General features: G+C 46.2%; 22 protein-coding genes. 9 read left to right on the plus strand and 13 right to left on the minus strand.

All coding sequences use genetic code 11. From position 1 onward, the window contains the following. The first annotated feature begins 490 nt into the window (after positions 1-490). Positions 491-1,039 carry a gamma carbonic anhydrase family protein gene (locus L5M17_RS17150; RefSeq protein WP_263148653.1) on the plus strand — a complete coding sequence of 183 codons (549 nt, stop codon included), beginning with the start codon at positions 491-493 and terminating at the stop codon, positions 1,037-1,039. A 134-nt stretch (positions 1,040-1,173) separates the two neighbouring features. On the opposite strand, the gene L5M17_RS17155 is transcribed toward L5M17_RS17150, so the two are convergent. Together L5M17_RS17155 and aroE are read right to left on the minus strand one after the other, a co-directional pair. Further along, entirely contained in the window at positions 1,174-1,449 is a 276-nt protein-coding gene (locus L5M17_RS17155) for a DUF1488 domain-containing protein (protein ID WP_113941387.1), read from the minus strand. 5 nt (positions 1,450-1,454) lie between these two features. Then, positions 1,455-2,303 carry a shikimate dehydrogenase gene (aroE, locus tag L5M17_RS17160; protein WP_263148681.1) on the minus strand — a complete coding sequence of 283 codons (849 nt, stop codon included), beginning with the start codon at positions 2,301-2,303 and terminating at the stop codon, positions 1,455-1,457. A 153-nt stretch (positions 2,304-2,456) separates the two neighbouring features. On the opposite strand from aroE, the gene L5M17_RS17165 reads away from it, so the two are divergent. After that, positions 2,457-2,894, plus strand: a complete 438-nt coding sequence (locus L5M17_RS17165; RefSeq protein ID WP_173248522.1) for a group II truncated hemoglobin — start codon at positions 2,457-2,459, stop codon at positions 2,892-2,894. 34 nt (positions 2,895-2,928) lie between these two features. Here the strand turns inward: L5M17_RS17165 and hemF are convergent, their stop codons facing one another. From hemF to L5M17_RS17195, 6 genes are all read right to left on the minus strand, one after another. Beyond that, on the minus strand, positions 2,929-3,837 hold the full coding sequence (gene hemF, locus L5M17_RS17170; protein ID WP_263148655.1) for an oxygen-dependent coproporphyrinogen oxidase: 909 nt from the start codon (positions 3,835-3,837) through the stop codon (positions 2,929-2,931). 25 nt (positions 3,838-3,862) lie between these two features. Next, positions 3,863-4,429 carry an L-threonylcarbamoyladenylate synthase gene (locus tag L5M17_RS17175; protein WP_105250832.1) on the minus strand — a complete coding sequence of 189 codons (567 nt, stop codon included), beginning with the start codon at positions 4,427-4,429 and terminating at the stop codon, positions 3,863-3,865. Positions 4,430-4,576: 147 nt separating this feature from the next. Next, positions 4,577-5,140, minus strand: a complete 564-nt coding sequence (locus L5M17_RS17180) for a type I DNA topoisomerase (RefSeq protein WP_173248520.1) — start codon at positions 5,138-5,140, stop codon at positions 4,577-4,579. A 119-nt stretch (positions 5,141-5,259) separates the two neighbouring features. Next, positions 5,260-5,733: a DUF494 family protein gene (locus tag L5M17_RS17185; RefSeq protein ID WP_006083793.1), complete on the minus strand. Its 474-nt coding sequence runs from the start codon at positions 5,731-5,733 to the stop codon at positions 5,260-5,262. Positions 5,734-5,735: 2 nt separating this feature from the next. After that, on the minus strand, positions 5,736-6,752 hold the full coding sequence (dprA, locus tag L5M17_RS17190) for a DNA-processing protein DprA (RefSeq protein ID WP_263148657.1): 1,017 nt from the start codon (positions 6,750-6,752) through the stop codon (positions 5,736-5,738). Positions 6,753-6,835: 83 nt separating this feature from the next. Further along, a complete protein-coding gene (locus tag L5M17_RS17195) occupies positions 6,836-7,966 on the minus strand; it encodes a LysM peptidoglycan-binding domain-containing protein (RefSeq protein WP_263148659.1) in 1,131 nt (376 codons plus the stop codon). A gap of 125 nt (positions 7,967-8,091) precedes the next feature. Here L5M17_RS17195 and def point away from each other — a divergent pair, with 125 nt between their 5' ends. Genes def through L5M17_RS17220 form a run of 5 tightly spaced genes read left to right on the plus strand, consistent with a single transcriptional unit; the run spans position 8,092 to position 13,746 of the window. Beyond that, entirely contained in the window at positions 8,092-8,604 is a 513-nt protein-coding gene (def, locus tag L5M17_RS17200; RefSeq protein ID WP_206766142.1) for a peptide deformylase, read from the plus strand. 8 nt (positions 8,605-8,612) lie between these two features. Continuing rightward, positions 8,613-9,569, plus strand: coding sequence for a methionyl-tRNA formyltransferase (fmt, locus tag L5M17_RS17205; protein WP_131524501.1), 957 nt, complete (start codon positions 8,613-8,615; stop codon positions 9,567-9,569). A 2-nt stretch (positions 9,570-9,571) separates the two neighbouring features. Then, a complete protein-coding gene (gene rsmB, locus L5M17_RS17210) occupies positions 9,572-10,858 on the plus strand; it encodes a 16S rRNA (cytosine(967)-C(5))-methyltransferase RsmB (protein WP_263148660.1) in 1,287 nt (428 codons plus the stop codon). A 15-nt stretch (positions 10,859-10,873) separates the two neighbouring features. Continuing rightward, positions 10,874-12,283: a Trk system potassium transporter TrkA gene (gene trkA, locus L5M17_RS17215; protein ID WP_105250826.1), complete on the plus strand. Its 1,410-nt coding sequence runs from the start codon at positions 10,874-10,876 to the stop codon at positions 12,281-12,283. 20 nt (positions 12,284-12,303) lie between these two features. Further along, positions 12,304-13,746, plus strand: coding sequence for a TrkH family potassium uptake protein (locus L5M17_RS17220; RefSeq protein WP_113941395.1), 1,443 nt, complete (start codon positions 12,304-12,306; stop codon positions 13,744-13,746). Positions 13,747-13,816: 70 nt separating this feature from the next. Here L5M17_RS17220 and hemG (L5M17_RS17225) read toward each other — a convergent pair whose 3' ends face one another. Then, complete coding sequence (gene hemG, locus L5M17_RS17225) at positions 13,817-14,368, minus strand: menaquinone-dependent protoporphyrinogen IX dehydrogenase (protein ID WP_263148661.1); 552 nt, start codon at positions 14,366-14,368, stop codon at positions 13,817-13,819. A gap of 199 nt (positions 14,369-14,567) precedes the next feature. On the opposite strand from hemG (L5M17_RS17225), the gene L5M17_RS17230 reads away from it, so the two are divergent. Beyond that, positions 14,568-14,876, plus strand: coding sequence for an ArsR/SmtB family transcription factor (locus tag L5M17_RS17230; protein WP_105250823.1), 309 nt, complete (start codon positions 14,568-14,570; stop codon positions 14,874-14,876). A gap of 63 nt (positions 14,877-14,939) precedes the next feature. Here L5M17_RS17230 and hemG (L5M17_RS17235) read toward each other — a convergent pair whose 3' ends face one another. The 4 genes from hemG (L5M17_RS17235) to pepQ all read right to left on the minus strand — a co-directional run bounded on the left by hemG (L5M17_RS17235) (position 14,940) and on the right by pepQ (position 18,966). Then, positions 14,940-15,464: a menaquinone-dependent protoporphyrinogen IX dehydrogenase gene (hemG, locus tag L5M17_RS17235; protein ID WP_168827577.1), complete on the minus strand. Its 525-nt coding sequence runs from the start codon at positions 15,462-15,464 to the stop codon at positions 14,940-14,942. A gap of 2 nt (positions 15,465-15,466) precedes the next feature. Next, the gene (locus L5M17_RS17240; protein WP_263148662.1) at positions 15,467-16,924 is read right to left on the minus strand and encodes a TrkH family potassium uptake protein; all 1,458 of its coding nucleotides are present in this window, start codon (positions 16,922-16,924) and stop codon (positions 15,467-15,469) included. Positions 16,925-17,001: 77 nt separating this feature from the next. Further along, positions 17,002-17,616: a YigZ family protein gene (locus L5M17_RS17245; protein ID WP_113941398.1), complete on the minus strand. Its 615-nt coding sequence runs from the start codon at positions 17,614-17,616 to the stop codon at positions 17,002-17,004. 27 nt (positions 17,617-17,643) lie between these two features. Beyond that, positions 17,644-18,966, minus strand: a complete 1,323-nt coding sequence (gene pepQ, locus L5M17_RS17250; protein WP_263148663.1) for a Xaa-Pro dipeptidase — start codon at positions 18,964-18,966, stop codon at positions 17,644-17,646. A gap of 490 nt (positions 18,967-19,456) precedes the next feature. Here pepQ and fadB point away from each other — a divergent pair, with 490 nt between their 5' ends. Next, complete coding sequence (fadB, locus tag L5M17_RS17255) at positions 19,457-21,607, plus strand: fatty acid oxidation complex subunit alpha FadB (RefSeq protein WP_263148664.1); 2,151 nt, start codon at positions 19,457-19,459, stop codon at positions 21,605-21,607. Positions 21,608-21,617: the final 10 nt, after the last annotated feature.

Here is a 21,617-nt window from a genome sequence, read left to right on the forward strand (position 1 = left end):
TAACTAACTAAAGAAACAAACTGTACATATTACTATGAACACTCATTGTTACATTGATTTAAATTTTTGACTGCCAACCCGAAGGCTAAGCAGTTTCGATTAACTCAACACCTGTGAGTGTCCACACAGATTTCTTGTTTTATCTTGTTAAAGAGCGTTGACCACATACCGTTGCCGGCGGGTCGTGCTGATGCTTCATCAGCTCAGGGTCGTGCATTTTACGCATTTCCCGTTTCGCGTCAAGGAGTATTTTCAACTTCTTGCTGCGATTGAATTAAGTGCTTAAAAGCCAATCAATTCAACCTAACTCGTCAGGCTGCTTAACGCCGTCTGCCGTGTCAGTGGATGCGCATTATAGGGAGATTAAGAAAGTCCGCAACCCCTATTTTTAAGATAATTGTCATTTTCTCACTGTTCGTTGGATATTTGACCTGACCCGCTAGTTTTTAACCTTTATAATGCTAAAAACCACTCAATTAGGGACTTTTCTATGTCAGGGCCACTCAGAACTTACCAAGGTATTCATCCTCAATTAGGCAATAACGTATATGTAGATGAAGCTTCGGTGCTTGTTGGCGATATTGCGTTAGATACTGATACCAGTATTTGGCCTATGGTGGTGGCGCGTGGTGATGTTAACTATATTCGTATTGGTAAACGCTCGAACGTACAAGACGGTAGCATATTGCATGTAACGCGTAAGTCAGCTGCTCGTCCCGATGGTCATCCACTGATTATTGGTGATGATGTGACTATTGGTCACAAGGCTATGCTTCACGGTTGCAAAGTCGGTAACCGAGTATTAGTAGGCATGGGTGCGATTATTCTCGACGGTGCGATTTTAGAAGATGATGTGATCTTAGGTGCTGGTTCTTTAGTGCCACCGGGCAAGGTATTACAAAGTGGCTATTTATATGTAGGCAGCCCAGTTAAGCAGGCTCGCCCATTAACGCCTGCCGAAATTGCCTTTTTGCCAGAATCTGCCGACAACTATGTCAGACTGAAAAACGAATACTTAGTTGAGTTACAAAACATCTAATCACTTATAGCTAATCTCTTATAGTTAGTCGCTTAGTGTCACTATAGCTATATAAGAAAGGCGGTAGAGACTCATTGAGTCTCTACCGCCTTTTGCTATTCGCTGATTCAGAAAACTATCTGAGTTCGATAAGTTTAGCCTAAGTGTACTGCCCCAAACTCATCAAACTCTTCGGCTTCAATTAAGTCTTCCGCCATTTCTTCGGCATCAAATCTCACCGCATCAAACAATGCCAGCATAGCGGCGGCTTCATTGGCACTCGGCTGTTCAGAGAAATCATTCAGCTCGGCTAACTTATTCACACTGATATAGCACTTAATGTTCATCCCCTGTGACTGCGCGATAAAGCAGACTCGCTTGTGGGCGTCGTCCCAATATTGCAGTTCGGGAAAAAGAATACTTTGATTCATGCTTCCTACTTAGGCTCGGCCATTAGTTTATCCCTCAAAAGATTTAATACCACTTGAGTATCGGGCTCGATACCTCGCCATAGGGTAAAACTCTTAGCCGCTTGGCCGACTAACATGCCGAGCCCATCAATAACCTTAGCTGCACCTTGAGATAGCGCCCATTGGTTAAAAGCGGTGATCGAGGCGCCATACATCATGTCATAACAAACAGTTTGGGTGGTGATGATATGCGCTGGCAAAGTTGGCAACTCGCCCGCAAGACTGGCCGAGGTTGAATTGATGATGACATCGAACTCGCCCACAAGCTCATTCATTTCTACGGCGGTGACTCTATTTGCGAAAGCACCGTTATCCACCGAAGTAAAGATATCGACCAGAAGCTGTGCCTTAGTGTGAGTGCGATTACTGATGATCATCTGCGCAATTCCCGCATTTAATAACGGCAGAATACAACCGCGCGCCGCACCACCAGCACCAATAAGTAACAGGCGCTTATCTTGCAGGCTGCCTAAGTTAGCGATGAGATCGGCCACCAGCCCTAAACCATCGGTGTTATCACCGCGAATAGTGCCATCGGCCAATAAACTTAAGGTGTTTACCGCGCCAGCAAGCTTGGCCTCTGGGCTGAGACTGTCACACAGCGCAAAAGCTTGCTCCTTAAAAGGCACTGTCACATTCGCGCCCTTGCCGCCCGCATTGAAAAACGCCGTCAGAGAGGCTTCAAAACCATCGACCGGAGCAAGAATGGCTTCATAGGTTAATAACTCTTGGGTGGGCGCGGCAAATTGTCCATGGATGAACGGCGATTTACTGTGGCTAATTGGATTGCCAAACACTGCGTATCTGTCTGTCATAGCGATATTAAATTTTAGGTTCAATGGCTTTGCAGTCTACCGCGCTTTTGAGCCTAGGCAAGACGAATTATGTTCAACTAAATTTCACGTTGGGTTTCACGCTATAATGCGCCATCGGCTCAATACTCTCTATTTTAGTGAACGACTATTCCAATGAACTGGCTTAAAAAGATTTTTAGCAAACACACTCCACCGCAGGATGATCGCGATCCGAGCCAATCTAACGCTTACGACTTAATCGGCGGCGAAAAAGTGATCCGCGCTATCACCAAATGTTTTTATCAGAAGATGGCAAGCTCTGCAGAAACGACAACACTGCTTGCCATTCATAGAGCGCCAATTGCGGAATCAGAGCAGAAGTTGTTCGAATTTTTAAGTGGTTGGCTCGGCGGGCCGCAGCTCTATCAGCAGAAATATGGTCATCCCGCATTGCGAGCACGGCACATGCATTTCGCCGTCGATGAGGCGATGCGGGATCAATGGCTGTTTTGTATGAAATTTGCGATTGAAGAAAACATTAATAAGCCAGAGCATCGAGCCGCCATCTTTGAGGCGATTTCAACTCTGGCTGATCATATGCGTAATCAATAAAGTGGACATCGCATCCACTTTTTAAGATTACTGGCTAAACCCAGTCGCGGGGTTTGAGGTAGTTATCGTACAAATCTGCCTCTGGGCTTCCCGCCTCTGGTGTATAAGCATATTGCCAACGCACTAATGGCGGCATCGACATTAAGATAGACTCGGTGCGGCCGCCCGTCTGTAGGCCAAACAAAGTGCCTCTGTCGTAGACTAAGTTGAACTCAACATAACGACCACGACGATAGAGTTGGAACTGACGCTCACGCTCACCGAATTCAGTCTCTTTACGACGCTCGACAATCGGCGCATAGGCCGTTAAGAAGCCATTACCTACAGCTTGCATAAAGCTAAAGCTTTGCTCGAATCCTGCTTGATTCAAGTCATCGAAAAACAATCCACCCACGCCGCGGGTTTCATTACGATGCGGTAGGAAGAAATACTCATCGCACCATTTCTTATACTTGGGATAAACCTCATCCCCGAAAGGCGCGCAAATATCCTTAGAAGTCTGGTGCCACTCGCGCACATCTTCCTCGAACGGATAATAAGGCGTTAAATCAAAGCCACCGCCAAACCACCACACGGGATCGGCACCCTCTTTTTGAGCGATGAAGAAGCGCACATTGGCATGAGTCGTTGGGATATAAGGATTATTAGGATGAATAACTAAAGAAACCCCCATAGCTTCAAAACTACGGCCCGCTAACTCAGGGCGATGCGCCGTAGCTGACGCAGGCATAGCAGCGCCAGTCACATGGGAAAAGTTAACCCCAGCTTGCTCGAACACTGCACCTTGGGTTAATACTCGGCTCGTACCACCACCGCCTTCGGCGCGAGTCCATGAATCGGCGGCGAACGTGGCTTGGCCATCCAGCACCTGTAAACCAGCACAAATTCGGTTTTGTAGATCGATTAAAAACGCTTTTACCACTGCAACATCAGGCACACTCATCTTGTTATCCTTATTATTGGTTTGCTCATTGTCCATTTCGTAAAATCTTACCGCTTCGCGCATCGATAATGGTCGAGGGCTGACGTTGTTCGCCGAGTTCACCTAATACGAGTGCATCAATTTTACCTGTAAAATCTGCAAGAATTTCATCGGCAGTTAATGCTGGATCTTCACCCGCAAGGTTAGCGCTAGTCGACACTAAAGGTTTATTGAGCGCGCGGCACAGGGCTTGCACCCCAGTATGGGCTGATACTCGCACTGCGATAGAGTCAAATTCACCACAGAGGTATTTTGAAACCTGCGCTTTGATTGGCATTACAAAGGTAAAAGGCCCCGGCCACTTGGAAAATGCAAACTCGAGCTGCTCAGCCGTTAATTGCGATTCATCAACATAAGCTAAAAGCTGCTGAAAATCACTGGCGACTAAGATCAGTCCCTTTTGCCATGGGCGCTGTTTTACCGCCAATAACTTTTGGATAGCGGTGTCATTATCTGGGTCGCAACCTAGGCCATAAACGGCCTCGGTTGGATAAGCGATAACACCACCGTTAAGCACAATATCTTTTATGTCAGATGGGTGCAGCTGCAACATCTTAGGATCACCTTTTGAGTATTGTCGATTTCAACAATCAAATTATTGGATAAATTCGAATACTGACCACCCCATCAGCGGTCAGCCGAGGATTATACGCAAGCCACTTTCATCGGCCAAATATTAAGATGCAGGTCACACAATAAACTAAAGTGGTCTTTTGTATTTACAGCTTTTTTGCGGGCATTCTAAACGCATCCCAGCCGCACCTTTACGCTCAACTAAGATCCCAAAACCACAACTCGGGCAAGCTTCAGCAACCGGAGGATAATTCACAATAAACTTACACTTAGGGTAAGCACTACAGGCATAAAAACTTTTCCCGAAGCGACTCGTTCTGTGCTCAAGCTTACCCGCTTTGCATTCAGGGCAAGGAATTTCAGGCTTATCACTCGCTTGATCCTGTTTTTCAATATGCGTGCAGCTAGGATATTGAGTACACCCAATAAAGATCCCAAAGCGCCCTGACTTTACTGCCAGTTCGTGACCGCATTCAGGACATACAGAACCTTCAATCACTTGAGTTTCAATAGATTCGTGCTGCACTAAGGGTCGAGTGTAATTACAGCTAGGGTAATTATTACAGCCAATAAAACCGCCGTGCTTACTGTGTTTGACCGATAACTCGCTGCCACATTCGGGACAAAGTTCGTATTCTTTTTCCAGTGCGTGTTCGTGGGCACTAAATAATTGTTCATCAATCTTAGACATAATCATTCACCACCTGTCGTAGCGCATTAGGATATCAAGCGCAGTGCCATCAAGGAATTTATGGCATCAAAAAAGGAGGTCTTAGCCTCCTTTCTCTCATAATTCATCTTTCACAACAATTAAGAATGCAGTCGGCCTTCGGGCTGTTCGAAGATTAAATCTTCCATTTGCTCATAAGCGGACTCATGGCCAGGAGCATTAAACAGCACCATTAAGATAACCCATTTGAGATCTTCTAAAATCAGGGTTGGTTCATCCAACTCCATCACTCTATCGATCACCATTTCACGGGTTTCGACATTCAGCACTTTAACTTGCTCTAAAAACAACAAGAAACCGCGGGATTCTACATCCAGCTTGTCCATTTCGTCCTTTGTATAGATACGAAACGAATGCTGATCGTGATTACAAAGATAAGGTTTATCCCCTTCTTGTAATTCAGCTAAGCGCTCTAACCAAGTTAACGCTTTTAAAATCTCGGATTGATGAAATCCGGCACGAGTGAGTTCCTTGGTTAACTCGTCTTCATCAACTAGTAGTTCAACTTCACTGTGAACATAGTTTTCAAATAGATACATGAGGATATCAAACATGGCTAGCTCCTCTTTACTCTGACGTAACCACCGGGTACTGCTATTACCCAACCTTGCAACTCAAGTTCAAGCATTTGTTCTAACACCAGATCTATCGTTTTTCCACTATGTTCAACGACTGCATCAATTGATGTAGTTTCATAACCTACACTAGCTAACAGAAACGAAAATGGCAAATTACAAATCTCGCCTTGCTGTATATGGTGGCATAACTTCAATTCTTCAAGGTGGAAAGCGGTTAAACTTGCCAACTCTTCCACTATATCGGCAGCGGTTTCCACAAGCTTTGCTCCATCACGTAATAAATCATGACAGCCTTGATGGTAACCACCTAAGATTGAGCCCGGAACGGCAAACACCTCACGCCCTTGTTCCATCGCCAACCTAGCAGTGATTAAAGAGCCGCTTTTGCGACAGGCTTCAACCACAAGAGTACCTAAAGATAGACCGCTAATAATGCGATTTCGTTTCGGAAAATTACCCGCAAAGGGACCAGTATCAGGCCAAAACTCGCTAAGTATACAGCCTTGCCGCTGAATATCATGATAAAGCTGTCGATGTTTTCGTGGATAAATGATCTCTATGCCCGTTCCTAGTACGGCAATAGTGTGCCCTTGATGGTCAACACAGGCTTTATGGGCCGCCCCATCAATCCCCATCGCCATGCCACTACAGATACCAAATCCCATTGAGGACATCTCAGCAGCCAGTTGGTAAGCGACCTGCAATCCGCCAGGAGAAGCATTACGACTGCCAACAATCGCAAGATAAGGAAGGGCTAACGCCTCTAAGCAACCTTTAACGAACAGGACGGCGGGCGGATCTGAGAGTTGTTTTAATAATGGTGGATAAAGCGGATCAGAGAAACAAAGCAGATGATGATCGGCGGCTTGCTGTTGCCATTCGAGGGCGACATCCACTTTTTGATAATCAATAACAAGGCTATGGAGCAGATGATCAGATAAAGGTAGCGCTTGTCTCTCATGCTCTAACCTTTGTCTGAGGTCGTCCACTTCCATGTGCGTTAATAATTGTTGGATCCGAGCGGGTCCTAGCCCAGATACAGCACAAACAACTAACCAATCGACCAAATTTTCAGAGATTATAGACCTCTTAAGGCTAAAGATTCTGGGGCGATTAACTTATCGTCGACACGAACAGGCCGCTCGGTGGAGACAATCAAACCTAAGCTCGCCTTATCAAACACTTTAAACACTAACAACTTACCATGGTAAACATCCGGCATCTTAACTGCACGATCCGAAGAGACTGACGCCATTAGGTTATCATAGGCAGTACGTTCAATTGCAGGAACCGGCATACCATCATTGTTGATAACAATAACCTCACCATCACGGTAAATAGAAAATACCACCCCAGGCTCGACGCCATCCTGAGTACCTTTATCTAAGTACACGACATTCAACTTACCCGCTTCACGCAAATTTGATTCTGTCGCTAACACTAAAGCCGGTATCTTTAATTCCGCAGGTTTAGGAGTAAAGTAAGCTGACATCAAGGAATCACTTTCCATCGGCAATACTCTGAAGCCCGCTTTGGTTTCGCGAAAGCTCGTTAGCAACTTAATTTTTGAAACCTTACCAGACTCAATCACTTGCCCAGTAGACGACAAAATGGCTTCTTGTCCTAACGCTTCGCCTGACACTTTATTGAAAAACTCGCGACCGCGTTCGTAAATACCATATTTTTGGTTTATTGGCAGTTCAGCATCAATATAAATCACATCACCAACAATATGGTGACGCGATGGACTTTCACCTGCCAGCACCATAGGTTGCTCAGTAAGCCAGTGAGTCTCGACGACCCGATTCTGCACTAAATATTGTTCAATCAATGCTAAATCAACGGCTGGAATAGCATTACTCTTAGCAATGACACGTCCCTCGGGACTCTTTCTTACATGGGGTTTAGCACTATCGACAGTAGCACCATTACGCACAAGGCGGGGCTGACCATCAATAAATACTAGAGTGAGTTGATCGCCAGGGTAAATAAGGTGGGGGTTAGCAATCTGTGGGTTTACATCCCAAAGACTCGGCCATTTCCATGGGTCATTCAGAAACGCGGCGGAGATATCCCAAAGAGTATCGCCCTTTTTCACTACATATGACTCAGGATGCCCCGCCTTAAGCGTCAGGGTATCTGCGGCAACAAACGTGCAATTGAATGTCATTAACGCGAGTAAAATTAACCGTTTCATGGGTATTTCCATGTTGTTTAACTCTTAGTTTGAGCTTTTACTGTTATTGGTAGGCACTAAAGATTAAAATTAACTCATTAGCATCAGTCAGTATAACTAACTGGCAGAGATTTGACAGACTTGTTAAGAGTTTATATATGACACTATTAAAAGTATTACAATTCCCTGACGAAAGATTACGAACACAAGCCACACCCATCACAGAGTTTAATGCCGAGCTGCAGACTCAAATTGATGATATGTTCGAAACCATGTACCAAGAAAAAGGTATCGGTCTGGCCGCGACCCAAGTGGATTACCATAAACAACTTATTGTCATGGACTTACAGGATGAAGTCGAACGACCAAAAGTGTTTATCAACCCTGAAATTATCGCCAGCAGCGGTGACTTCTGCAATGAAGAAGGTTGCCTGTCGGTTCCGGGGATTTACGCCAAAGTCGATCGCGCCGAATTTGTCACGGTAAAAGCCTTAGACAGGCACGGTAACGAATTTATAGTTGAAGCCGATGAGTTATTTGCCATTTGTATTCAACACGAAATGGATCACCTCAAAGGCAAATTGTTTGTCGATTATTTGTCGCCGCTAAAACGTCAGCGGATCAAACAAAAACTTGAAAAAGCGGCCCGATTGGACGCCAAAGAAGCATAGGATCAGATTTGAAACCACTCAACATCATCTTTGCCGGAACACCGGATTTTGCCGCTCGCCACTTACAAGCACTTTTAAACTCACACCACAATGTGATTGGCGTTTACACTCAGCCCGATAGACCCGCTGGCCGCGGCAAGAAACTGACCGCCAGCCCAGTAAAAGAACTCGCTATCGCCAATAGTATTCCAGTGTTTCAACCCGGCTCATTACGTAAAGAACCCGCGCAACAAGAACTTGCCGCACTCAACGCCGATATCATGGTGGTCGTCGCCTACGGTCTGATCTTGCCAAAAGTCGTGTTAGATACACCGCGTTTAGGTTGTATTAACGTTCATGGTTCTATTTTGCCACGCTGGCGTGGTGCCGCACCGATCCAACGCGCACTTTGGGCCGGCGACAAAGAAACCGGCGTAACCGTTATGCAGATGGATGTGGGTTTAGATACTGGTGACATGCTGCTTAAAACCTATCTGCCGATCGAAGATAACGACACGTCAGCCAGCCTTTACGAGAAACTGGCAGAACAAGGTCCCGTTGCCCTATTGCAAGCCCTCGAGGGTTTAGCAAACGGTACCTTAGCCGCTGAAAAACAAGATGAAGCCTTAGCGAACTACGCAGAAAAACTCAGTAAAGAAGAAGCCAGACTCGATTGGAATAAATCTGCCAAACAACTCTGGCAAGAAGTCCGCGCCTTTAATCCTTGGCCTGTGAGTTACTTTGAGCACCAAGGTAACACTATTAAAGTGTGGCAAACCCAAGTCAGCGAAACCACCAGCACAGCTGCTCCGGGCACTATTATCAGCGCCAGCAAAAAAGGCATAGACGTCGCCACCGCTGATGGTGTGTTAACCCTGCTGAGTATGCAGCTTCCGGGGAAAAAGCCACTCAATGTTGCCGATATTCTCAATGCTCGAGGTGAATGGTTTAGCCCGAATACTCGCCTCGCAAACGAGGCACAATAATCATGAACTTGCGCGCGCTGGCTGCGAAAGCCATCTTCGAAGTATTAGAAAAAGGCGTGTCACTCTCAGTGGCACTGCCCGATCAACAAAAGCACCTTGCCAGCGGCAAAGATAAAGCCCTACTCGCCGAGCTCTGTTACGGCGTGATGCGCACTCTGCCGCAAATAGAGAAACGCATCAGTGAATGCCTAGCGAAACCACTCAAAGGTAAGCAAAGGATTATCCACCAGCTGCTGATCATAGGTTGCTATCAACTGTACTTCACTCGTATTCCAAGCCACGCCGCAATTTCAGAAACCGCCGAAGCCTGTCGCCAATTAAAATTTGAAGGCATGGTCAAAGTGGTTAATGGTGTACTGCGCAATATTCAGCGCCAGCTATCGCCGCTAAGTACTGGATCAGATACCTTAAGCTATAACACACCCGCTTGGTTAATTAAGCGCTTAAAAGAAGCCTATCCCGAGCAGTGGCAAGACATCATTCAACAAAGCCATGAACGCCCGCCCATGTGGCTGCGTAACAATCGCTTATCCCAGAGCCGTGCCGAATACCTCGCTGCTTTAGCCGAAATCGACATTGAAGCGAGCGAAGGCAGCAGTGCCGATGCCATTCTCCTAGCGCATCCAAAGGATGTCACCACACTGCCACACTTTCATGAAGGTGCTGCATCAGTGCAAGATGGCGCGGCACAATGGGCGGCTACCTTACTAGCCCCGCAAGCGAATGAATTAATACTCGATGCCTGCGCGGCACCCGGTGGCAAAAGTTGTCACTTACTCGAACTTGAGCCGAGTATCAAATTAGTCGCTGTTGATTTTGATGCCAAACGCCTTGAACGTGTGCAACAGAACCTTGACCGCTTATCATTAAAAGCGGAGCTTATCCATGGTGATGCGGCCAACATAGACTCATGGTGGCAAGGCGGACAATTTGATCGTATCTTACTGGACGCGCCTTGCTCAGCCACAGGAGTGATCCGCCGCCATCCCGATATTAAATGGTTGCGAAAAAACCATGACATCGAAGAGTTGGCTGAACTACAACAACAAATTCTCGATCATTGCTGGAAGTGGCTAAAACCCGGTGGCACGCTTCTTTATGCCACTTGTTCGATTTTACCGCAGGAAAACCGCGACCAGATCAGTGCGTTTTTAGATAGAACGGTAGATGCTAAGCTAGACACACTTGCCCAGCAAAATTCGCCACAGGATATAGGTTGGCAAATCACGCCAGGACAAGACAATATGGATGGGTTTTATTATGCCCGTTTATTGAAAGCGACTGATTAGGAAGTAAGCAAGGCCATGAAAATTATCATATTAGGTGCGGGTCAAGTTGGGGGAACCTTGGCCGAAAATTTGGTGGGTGAGAACAATGACATCACCATTGTCGATTATGACAAATCCAGATTACGCGCCCTGCAAGATAAATATGACCTTCGCGTCGTAGCGGGCCATGCCGCTCACCCTGATGTTCTCAGAGAAGCAGGCGCAGAAGATGCCGACATGCTTATCGCTGTAACCAATAGTGATGAATGTAATATGGCTGCCTGCCAGATTGCCTATACCCTTTTTGGTACGCCGACTAAAATTGCCCGTATCCGCTCAGAACCCTATTTGGCGATGCGCGATAAACTCTTTATCGACAGTGAAACCAAAAATAGCGATGGTCGTCCCCGTGGCGGCTTCGTGATCGATGAATTAATCGCCCCTGAACAGTTAGTGACCGCTTACATCCAGCGACTCGTAGAATATCCAGGCGCATTGCAAGTGCTTGAATTTGCGGAAGGCCGCTTGAGCCTAGTGGCTGTACGAGCCTATTACGGCGGTCCACTGGTGGGGAATGCATTAGCGGCACTTCGCGAACACATGCCCAATATTGATACCCGGGTCGCGGCGATCTTCCGCCAAGGCCGCGCTATTATGCCTCGCGGAACAACCATTATCGAAGCCGATGATGAAGTCTTCTTCGTTGCAGACAGTCGCCATATTCGCGCTGTCATGAGCGAAATGCAAAAGCTCGATAACTCCTACCGCAACATTATGATCGCCGGTGGCGGTAACATAGGCCTAGGTTTAGCAAAACGCCTTGAGCGCACCCACTCGGTCAAACTGATTGAGCATAAATTAGAACGTGCAGAAGCCTTATCGGAGCAGCTGGAAAATACCACAGTGTTCTGCGGTGATGCCTCAGATCAAGAATTACTGCTCGAAGAACACATAGACCAAACCGACGTATTTATTGCGGTCACCAATGACGACGAAGCCAATATTATGTCCGCCCTGCTAGCAAAACGTATGGGCGCGAAAAAGGTCATGGTGCTTATTCAACGCGAAGCCTATGTGGATATAGTGCAAGAAGCCAACATCGATATTGCTATCTCACCACAACAAGCGACGATTTCGGCACTATTAACTCATATTCGTCAGGGTGATATCTGTAACGTTTACTCTCTACGTCGTGGGGCGGCCGAGGCAATTGAAGCCATCGCCCACGGAGATGCCAGCACTTCTAAAGTCGTTGGCAAAGCCATTGGTGATATTAAGTTGCCACCGGGGACAACGATTGGTGCCATTGTCCGCAATGATGAAGTGCTGATGGCCCACGACAAAACCGTGATAGAGCAAGGGGATCACGTGATCTTGTTCTTAGTGAATAAAAAGTTTGTCGGCGAAGTCGAGAAGCTTTTCCAACCAAGTGCTTTCTTCTTCTAAGAACCTTAGTAAGCCAACTTATGCTGAACTTTAGACCGCTATTGTTTATTTTAGGGCTGTTTTTGTCCATGCTGACAGCTTTCATGCTGATCCCACTGCTCCTCGCCGCATACAAAGGTGAGGAAACGGTGGGCTCTTTTATGGTATCGGCATTAGTCACAGGCATTAGCTCAAGCCTGTGTTTACACAATGGCCAGAGCAAAAGCATTAACCTCAATATCCGCGATATGTTCCTGCTAACCAGCCTAACGTGGTTGATCGTAAGCCTATTCGCGGCCATGCCATTTACCCTTTATCACGGTATTGGTTATACCGACGCCTTCTTTGAAACCATGTCCGGCATCACGACCACAGGTTCTACTGTACTCTCAGGGTTGGATACTATGGATCACAGTATCTTAATCTGGCGCTCTTTATTGCAATGGCTAGGTGGGATTGGTTTTATCGTAATGGCGGTGGCGATTCTGCCCTTTTTAAACGTTGGCGGCATGCGGCTATTCCGCACTGAATCATCCGATTGGAGCGATAAAGCAGTGCCTCGCACCCAAAGCATGGCTAAGTATTTATTCTTTATATATATTTTACTAACGAGTATCTGCTGTGTTGCCTATCATCTGGCAGGAATGACTTGGTTTCAGGCCATCAATCATGCAATGACCACCCTCTCGACTGGTGGCTACTCGACCTCAGATAGCTCAATGGCGGCGTTCTCCAACTCCGCACACTGGGTTGGGATTTTCTTTATGGCAGCAGGTGGCTTGCCACTGCTCATGTTTGTACAAACCATACAGCAAAGGGATCTACGGATTTGGAACGATGCTCAGGTCAAAGGATTCTTATTTTTCCTCACGTTTGTATCTTGTTCTATTGGCTTCTGGCTGTGGCAAACCCGCGACATTGAACTTCTAGATGCACTGCGTTTATCCAGCTTTAACGTGGTATCGGTAGTCACCACTACAGGTTATGGCTTAACAGACTACGGTGCTTGGGGCGCCTTTGCCAATATCGCCTTCCTGTTTTTAATGTTTGTCGGTAGTTGCTCTGGCTCCACTTCGGGCGGGATTAAGATCTTCCGTTTTCAAATTGCTGGGGCCATTATGCGCGAGCAATTAAAACAGCAATGTCATCCAAACGGTATCTTTAGGGAACGTTACAACAACCGCATCATCAGTGATGATATCGTGCGCTCTCTGATCACTTTCGTACTGCTGTTTGTGATGGTGATTGTGGGCTTGTCAGTGATTTTAGTGCTCACGGGTCTCGATCCTATGACCAGTTTCACGGGCGCGATTACGGCAGTCACTAACGTTGGCCCTGGTTTAGGCCCGATTATTGGACCTGTAGGTAACTTCTCAACGCTACCCGATGTCGCTAAATGGGCGTTGTCACTCGGCATGCTCCTCGGTCGTTTAGAAATCTTAACCGTGGCGGTGTTGTTCCACCCGAGTTTCTGGAAGTACTAATTCAGTAGAGATTGAATACTAAAAAGGCGCTTAACTTGTTAAGCGCCTTTTTTATTAAGCCTGACCCGTCCTAAATAGCGGTAACGTCGACTAATTCAAGCAGATGATCGGCATAAACTTTCACATCTGCCCAGTCGGTATAATCGATAACTGACTTAGGATCCGTTGGACCTTTAGTCATCTTCATAATCAACTGGATCGCCAATCTGTCGTACCAAGGCCATGAAGGATAATCCACTTTGCCCGCAATAATTTTAAGATCAGCAGGCGTCCATGGCGATAACGCAATGAACTTTTGCAGATATTTATTATTTGCAGGGATACGTTTTTCAGGATTTCTCGCCACAACATTGACGCAGAAAAAACTGTTTGGCAATGCGCTCAGAGCCTGTGCATGCTGCTCAATAAATTGAAAAACGCTCTTATCATAGGTGCCATAGAGCACGCAGGCACCTAAGGCAACGACATCATAATCTGGCCAATTAATACAAGTCGCGGCAGCACTGTTGATATCGATGAGGTCAACCTTAGCATCACGAAATCTTAATTGCTCGGCAATTGCACTGGCAATCTTGGCCGTATGGCCACCACGGGTAAAATAAAGTACGAGGACGCGTGTCATAGGCAATTTCCGATCCACTGAGTAATACCACCATTGTGGCAAGGTTACGTTAAATAAACCTCTGATAGGATCACAAATCAGTCGTATCTCATATTCTGAGATGCAAAAATTGAGATCTGCATTGCCGAGCAGTATGATTGCGTAAACACATGTGTTCAATTAGAATTATCTAATCAAAAGCGATAAAGTGAGTGACCTTATGCAAAATGACATAGATGTAGATGCAATGGTAACTAATGCGGAAAGTGCGGCTAAATGGCTCAAGGCCATAGCGAACCCTTATCGCCTAATGATTTTATGTCTATTACTAGACAAAGAATTGAGCGTAACCGAGCTCAACGCCACAGTGCCATTAAGCCAGTCGGCCCTATCCCAGCATTTAGCCGTATTACGCGCAGAAGATCTCGTGGATACCCGTAAGAGCTCGCAGATTGTTTACTATAAACTCAAGAACGAGCAAGTCACCCAAGTGATTTCGATTCTGCATAGCCGCTACTGCGCAGCCTAACACTGCAAAATGAGCTTAAATTTAAGCCCTAACCTCTTGCAAGTGATTAGGGCTTAATGGTTTTTAATGTTGGCTAAAACGGTTACCGAAGGCATCGACTTTTGCCCAATCGGTAAACTCAAAAGTGCCAGTGATATCCGTTGGCCCTTTAGTCAACCACATGATAAAACGTATCATGGTCCGGTCGAAGAAACCGTATTTAGGGTAATCAATCTTGCCCGCAAACACTTCTAACAGCTGGGGTTGCCACAGTGAAAGCTTAAGAAACTTTTGCATATAAGGATTGGTTTCAGGCGTATTTTTTAAGGGTTTGCGCGCCACTACGTTAACGGTAAAAAAACCATTAATTTTAGTATCTAGCACTGCATGGTGGCGATTCACATACTGATAAAGCTCTGGTCTATGTTTACCATAACGAATACTGGCACCAATCAGCACTTTATCAAAATCCACTAAGCTCAACGCTTCCGCCTGCTCTAATGTGACGAGCGAAACCTGCTCTCCCGCCTGTTCAGCAATCGTCTTCATTTTTTGGCAAATTGCCAATGTTTGGCCATCTATCGTCGAATAGATTATTAACGTCTGCATGATTAATTCTTCCAAAAAGTTGGCGTAAACAAAATCAGTAAGGTAAATACTTCGAGGCGACCAAACAGCATAGCCACGACCAATACCCACTTGGCTCCATCACCAATACTGGCATAATTGCTCGCTACCTCACCTAAACCTGGGCCTAAGTTGTTTAAGCATGCCGCCGTGGCACTAAAAGCCGTAATATCATCTAATCCCATCGCCATGAGTGCAAGCATACAAATCACAAACACCAGCGCATAGGCAGAAAAGAATCCCCAAACAGCATCAACCACGCGGTCGGGCAAGGCTTTAGAGCCAATCCTAATCGAAAACATTGCCTTAGGGTGAACGAGTCGTTTCAATTCACGGGAACCCTGTAACAGCAGTAAAATTACTCGAATGACCTTAATCCCACCCGCAGTTGAGCCACCACAGCCACCGATAAAACTCGAAAACATTAATAGTATGGGTAAAAATAATGGCCACAGATGGAAGCTATCAGTGCCAAATCCAGCCGTAGTGGCAACTGAAACTGCCTGAAATAAAGCATGATCTAAGGTTTCTTCTGGCGAATTATAAATACCAGAACGATAAAGCGTGAAGAAACAAATCGCTGTGAGAATAAGTTGAATCGCCACCAGCATCTTAAATTCAGCATCTTTAAAATAGACTCTAACGTTAATCCCACGTCGTGAAAATGCCGCAAAATGCACGCTAAAGTTAACCGCAGAAACAATTAAAAAGAACACACAAATAAGGTTAATAGTAGGACTATCGAAATAGCCCATGCTGGCATCGTGGGTCGAAAAACCTCCGATGGCAATGGTCGAAAATGAATGACAAATGGCGTCAAAAATACTCATGCCCGCCCACCAATAAGCCGTCGCGCAGGAAATCGTTAGCAGTAAATAGATATACCACAGTGCTTTAGCAGTTTCGGCTATCCGCGGGGTCATCTTACTGTCTTTCACTGGCCCCGGGATTTCTGCGCGATAAAGCTGCATTCCTCCCACACCGAGCACAGGTAAAATAGCCACTGCGAGCACAATAATCCCCATGCCGCCAAGCCATTGCAGCATATGGCGGTAAAACAAAATAGCCTTAGGTAGGAAATCGAGCCCGACAATGACAGTGGCTCCGGTGGTAGTTAACGCAGAAAAAGATTCAAAGAAGCTGTCTGTCCAGCTTAAGTCTGGCTGACTCGAAAAGATAAACGGCAAGGCACCAATAGAACCCAGTACAGTCCAGAACAGCACGACAATCAGGAAGCCCTCTCGCGTACGCAATTCCTCTTTGCAGTGGCGGTTCGGATACCAGAGCCAAAAACCAATAAATAGGCTAACAAAAAATGCCTGCATAAACGCCGTGCCGCCGCCATCGTTATACCAAACAGCGATCAGTGCTGGTGGCAGCATAGTGATTGAAAATAAACCAATCAGCAGGCCTATGATTCTAATTATGGTTCTATATTGCATTACGCGAGTTCAATTATTCCATTGGCTGTAAAGGTATTTTCAGCATTTGGGCTATTTTGGCATAATTTACGCAGGCATCACAGCTCAAACTCGGGCCTCAAACTTCCTTGACTCAGTGTCGCCAGCGACTCACAAAGCCATGCCTGTTGCTCTCGCCCTATCTCAAACACAATATCGACCGCTGTGGCAAATTGCTTATCAATGATCACGGCATCCACTTGCTGTAATAGATGCTCGACATCGCGCAGCTGCGCATAATCACAATGCAACTTGGCGGGATACCGTAACTGTTTGAGTTGCGTCGGTAATTGAATCAAGCCTTGCCTTAAGCCCGACGTATAAGCCCGAACGAGCCCCCCTACGCCTAGCTTAGTACCGCCATAGTAACGCACGACAACAGCGCCAACTTCGCCAATATGTGCCCCTTGCAACACAGCTAACATAGGGCGGCCTGCACTGCCAGCGGGCTCACCGTCATCACTCGAACCAATCAAGACGCTATCATCCGGTGCGCCAGCAACAAAAGCTGAGCAATAGTGGCTTGCGCCGGGATAGTCACGCTTTATGTCAGTAAGTACTAACTTTAATTTATCGACACTATCGCAATGAAAGAGAAAAGAGATAAAGCGACTATGCTTTATCTCTTCTTCAATGACGATTTCATCACAGGGAACGTTATAACTTTCAAGCACGAATTCGCCCTAATCTATTTTCAAACATCAATCGGCTAAGCCGAGCTCACGGGTCATATTCTCGTTTCTGTCTTGATGCACTATGACGTTATCTTCGATACGAATACCGCCAAAAGGCCTTAATTCATCAACCGTTTGCCAGTTGATCTGCAGGCCACGACTATCTTGTTTAAGCTCATTGAGCAAAGTATCTATGATGTATAACCCAGGTTCCATAGTCAGCACTTGGTTTGGCGCTAAAATGCGGGTGCAACGTAGGAATGGATGGGCCTCGGGGGCCGCGATATGTGTACCGCGCTCATCGTGGGAGAAGCCACCCACATCATGCACTTGTAAACCTAACATGTGGCCTAAACCATGGGGGAAGAAAGCACTGGTTATGCCTTGATCAACCAAACCTTGGGCATCCCCCATGGCTAAATCAAAATCCAATAGCATTTGCGCGACTTTAGCGTGAGTCGCTAAGTGTAAATCAGGATAACGCACGCCGGGGCGCATCATGTCGATAAGCTCAAGCTGTGCCTTATTCATCGCAGCGATCAACTCATCGAAACGATTCTTCTCGAATGCATAGGTTCTAGTGATATCAGACGCATAACCAAAGTAGCTCGCGCCCGCATCGATAAGAAAAGACAAACGTTTCGCAGGGCTTTGATGCTCGAGCGCGGTGTAATGCAAAATCGCCGCATTTTGATTAAGAGCGATAATATTGCCGTAGGGCACTTCATTTTCGCTCTGACCCACGGCAGATAAATAATGCTGTTGGATCTCAAACTCACTCGCACCGTTATAAAACGCATTTTTAGCCGCCAAATGTCCCTGCACCGCAATTTGGTTGGCGCGGCGCATACATTCCAGCTCATATTCAGTTTTAGTGGTTCTGTGGTAATGCAAATAGCTCATCACAGCATCGGGATTGCGACTGGTAAAACCCAGCACTTCGGCTACATCTAAATGCTCACCCAAATAAGCCCAATTAACTGTGTCTTTAGGTAACAGCTCAGCGACCTTATCGGCCTTAGTTAACAGCTTAATATCAAAATGCTCGGTCCAGAACATATCCGGCACATCGGATACTTTGTGCCAAAAATCCACAGGACGATAAAAAATCAGCTGCGGCTTATCGCGACCATTGACGACTAACCAGCAATTCGGATTATCCAACACTGGCAACCATGCCTTGAAGTGCGGGTTTGCTTTAAAGGGATAATTGATATCATCCAAAAACATCCGATGCGGCTGACCCGAATGGATCACTAAACCAGACAAGGCTTCTCGAGACAAAATCTCTGCGACTCGGCGGTTTAACTCGGCAATATGGGCACGATAGTGATGAGCCAACTGATCCATTTGTCATCTCCTGCAATGAATAAAAGTTAATATTATGAGCCAAATTTGCCCACATAATCTTAATCTGATCATGAACAACAGATTCAATCAAAACGTTAAACTGTCACTCAATCTAAAATACATGGCTGCTGAATAAAGAACATTAAAGCGATAACATCATGATTATTTTTAATAATTCTATTCAACCCTAGCATGGCTACAGCGTTTAAACGTCTAAGGAAAACAGCCGCAAAGACCTATTTATCCGCAAAGTGATTTAACGCACTCTAGGTGTTCTACACTCTGTGCAGTGTATCACAAAGGTGAAAAATCACTCTAGCCGACAAGAAATTAAACAGTCGTTTAAATTGGGTGTTGTAATTTATCGAATTTCGAAGCACACTGGCACACAACTGGTCAAATGATGGCCGAAGCTGCTGTGAGATAGAGAGTCGTACTAGCACCAACACATAATGGTGGGTATCACTTTTAAGCCAAAAGGAAGCAAGCAATGATCTACCAAAGTCCTACAATTCAAGTTGAGTTACTCGAGGATAATATTGCCAAGCTGTGCTTTAACGCACCCGGTTCGGTGAACAAATTCGACAGAGAAACCCTCGCTTCGCTCGATGCCGCATTAGACAGCATCAAGCAAAATTCCAATATCAAAGCGTTAGTGCTGACCTCAAGTAAAGATACCTTTATTGTGGGTGCCGACATTACCGAATTTTTAGGCCTATTTGCACAAGATGACGCCGTACTGCTCTCTTGGGTTGAACAAGCCAACGCTGTCTTCAACAAACTCGAAGACTTACCTTTCCCAACCGCATCTGCAATCAAAGGCTTTGCCTTAGGTGGCGGCTGTGAAACCATTCTGGCAACGGATTTTCGTATCGCAGATACCACAGCCAAAATCGGTTTACCTGAAACTAAACTCGGCATCATCCCAGGCTTTGGCGGCACAGTTCGTCTGCCACGTGTAATTGGTGCAGATAACGCACTCGAGTGGATCACCACAGGTAACGACCAACGCGCTGAAGATGCACTGAAAGTCGGTGCTGTGGATGCCGTGGTTGCGCCAGAAGCATTAGAAGCGGCTGCGATTCAAATGCTCAAAGATGCTGTTGCTGAAAAGCTCGATTGGCAAGCGCGTCGTAACCGCAAACTGTCTGCCCTAACGCTGCCAAAACTTGAAGCTATGATGTCATTCACCACAGCTAAAGGCATGGTGTTTGCTGTTGCGGGTAAACACTACCCTGCACCAATGGCCGCAGTAAGCGTGATTGAGCAAGCATCGACTAAAGGCCGCACCGAAGCACTCCAAATCGAACATCAAGCCTTTATCAAACTGGCTAAAACTGATGTTGCTAAAGCGCTTATCGGTATCTTCCTTAATGATCAATTCGTTAAAGGCAAAGCGAAAAAGGCGGGTAAGTTAGCCAAAGAAGTGAAAAACGCTGCCGTATTAGGTGCTGGCATTATGGGCGGCGGTATCGCCTACCAAAGCGCCAGTAAAGGCACACCGATTGTCATGAAAGACATTGCCCAGCCAGCATTAGATTTAGGCCTCAATGAAGCCGCCAAACTGCTGTCTGCCCAAGTTGCTCGTGGTCGTTCAACGCCAGAAAAAATGGCCAAAGTGCTGAACAACATCACGCCTTCATTAGATTATGCTGCGCTCAAACACAGTGATGTCGTCGTTGAAGCCGTTGTTGAACATCCAAAAATTAAAGCACAGGTTTTAGCCGAAGTTGAAGGCTATGTGAGTGAAGATGCAATTATCGCGTCAAACACCTCAACGATTTCAATCAACTTGCTCGCTAAGAGCATGAAGAAACCTGAGCGTTTCTGCGGTATGCACTTCTTCAACCCAGTGCACAAAATGCCGTTGGTCGAAGTTATCCGTGGCGAGCACAGCTCTGAAGAAACCATCGCCTCTGTTGTGGCTTACGCCAGCAAAATGGGCAAAACCCCAATCGTGGTAAACGATTGCCCAGGCTTCTTCGTTAACCGCGTACTCTTCCCTTACTTTGCAGGCTTTAACGGCTTACTTGCCGAAGGTGGCGACTTTGCTGCAATCGACAAGGTAATGGAAAAACAATTCGGTTGGCCAATGGGCCCTGCTTACCTGCTCGACGTAGTGGGTTTAGACACAGGTCATCACGCCCAAGCCGTTATGGCTGAAGGTTTCCCTGATCGCATGGGTAAATCAGGCACTGATGCGATTGATGTGATGTTTGAGAACAAACGTCTTGGCCAGAAAAATGGCAAAGGTTTCTATGTCTATTCAGTCGATAGCCGTGGTAAACCGAAGAAAGATGTCGATCCAACGAGCTACGGCCTATTGAAAGATGCCTTTGGCGAGTTAAAAACCTTTGAAGCCGATGATATTATTGCCCGTACAATGATCCCTATGATCATCGAAACCGTGCGCTGTTTAGAAGAAGGTATTGTCGCATCACCTGCCGAAGCGGATATGGGCCTGGTTTATGGCTTAGGTTTCCCGCCATTCAGAGGCGGCGTGTTCCGTTACTTGGATACCATGGGTGTCGCAAACTTTGTGGCCTTAGCAGACAAATATGCTCACTTGGGCGGTCTGTATCAAGTCACTGATGCGATGCGTACATTAGCAGCCAATAACGGTAGCTACTACCAAGCCTAATTAGTGGGAA

This window comes from Shewanella sp. SW24 (assembly GCF_025653395.1).
In the GTDB taxonomy this organism is placed as follows: domain Bacteria; phylum Pseudomonadota; class Gammaproteobacteria; order Enterobacterales; family Shewanellaceae; genus Shewanella; species Shewanella oncorhynchi.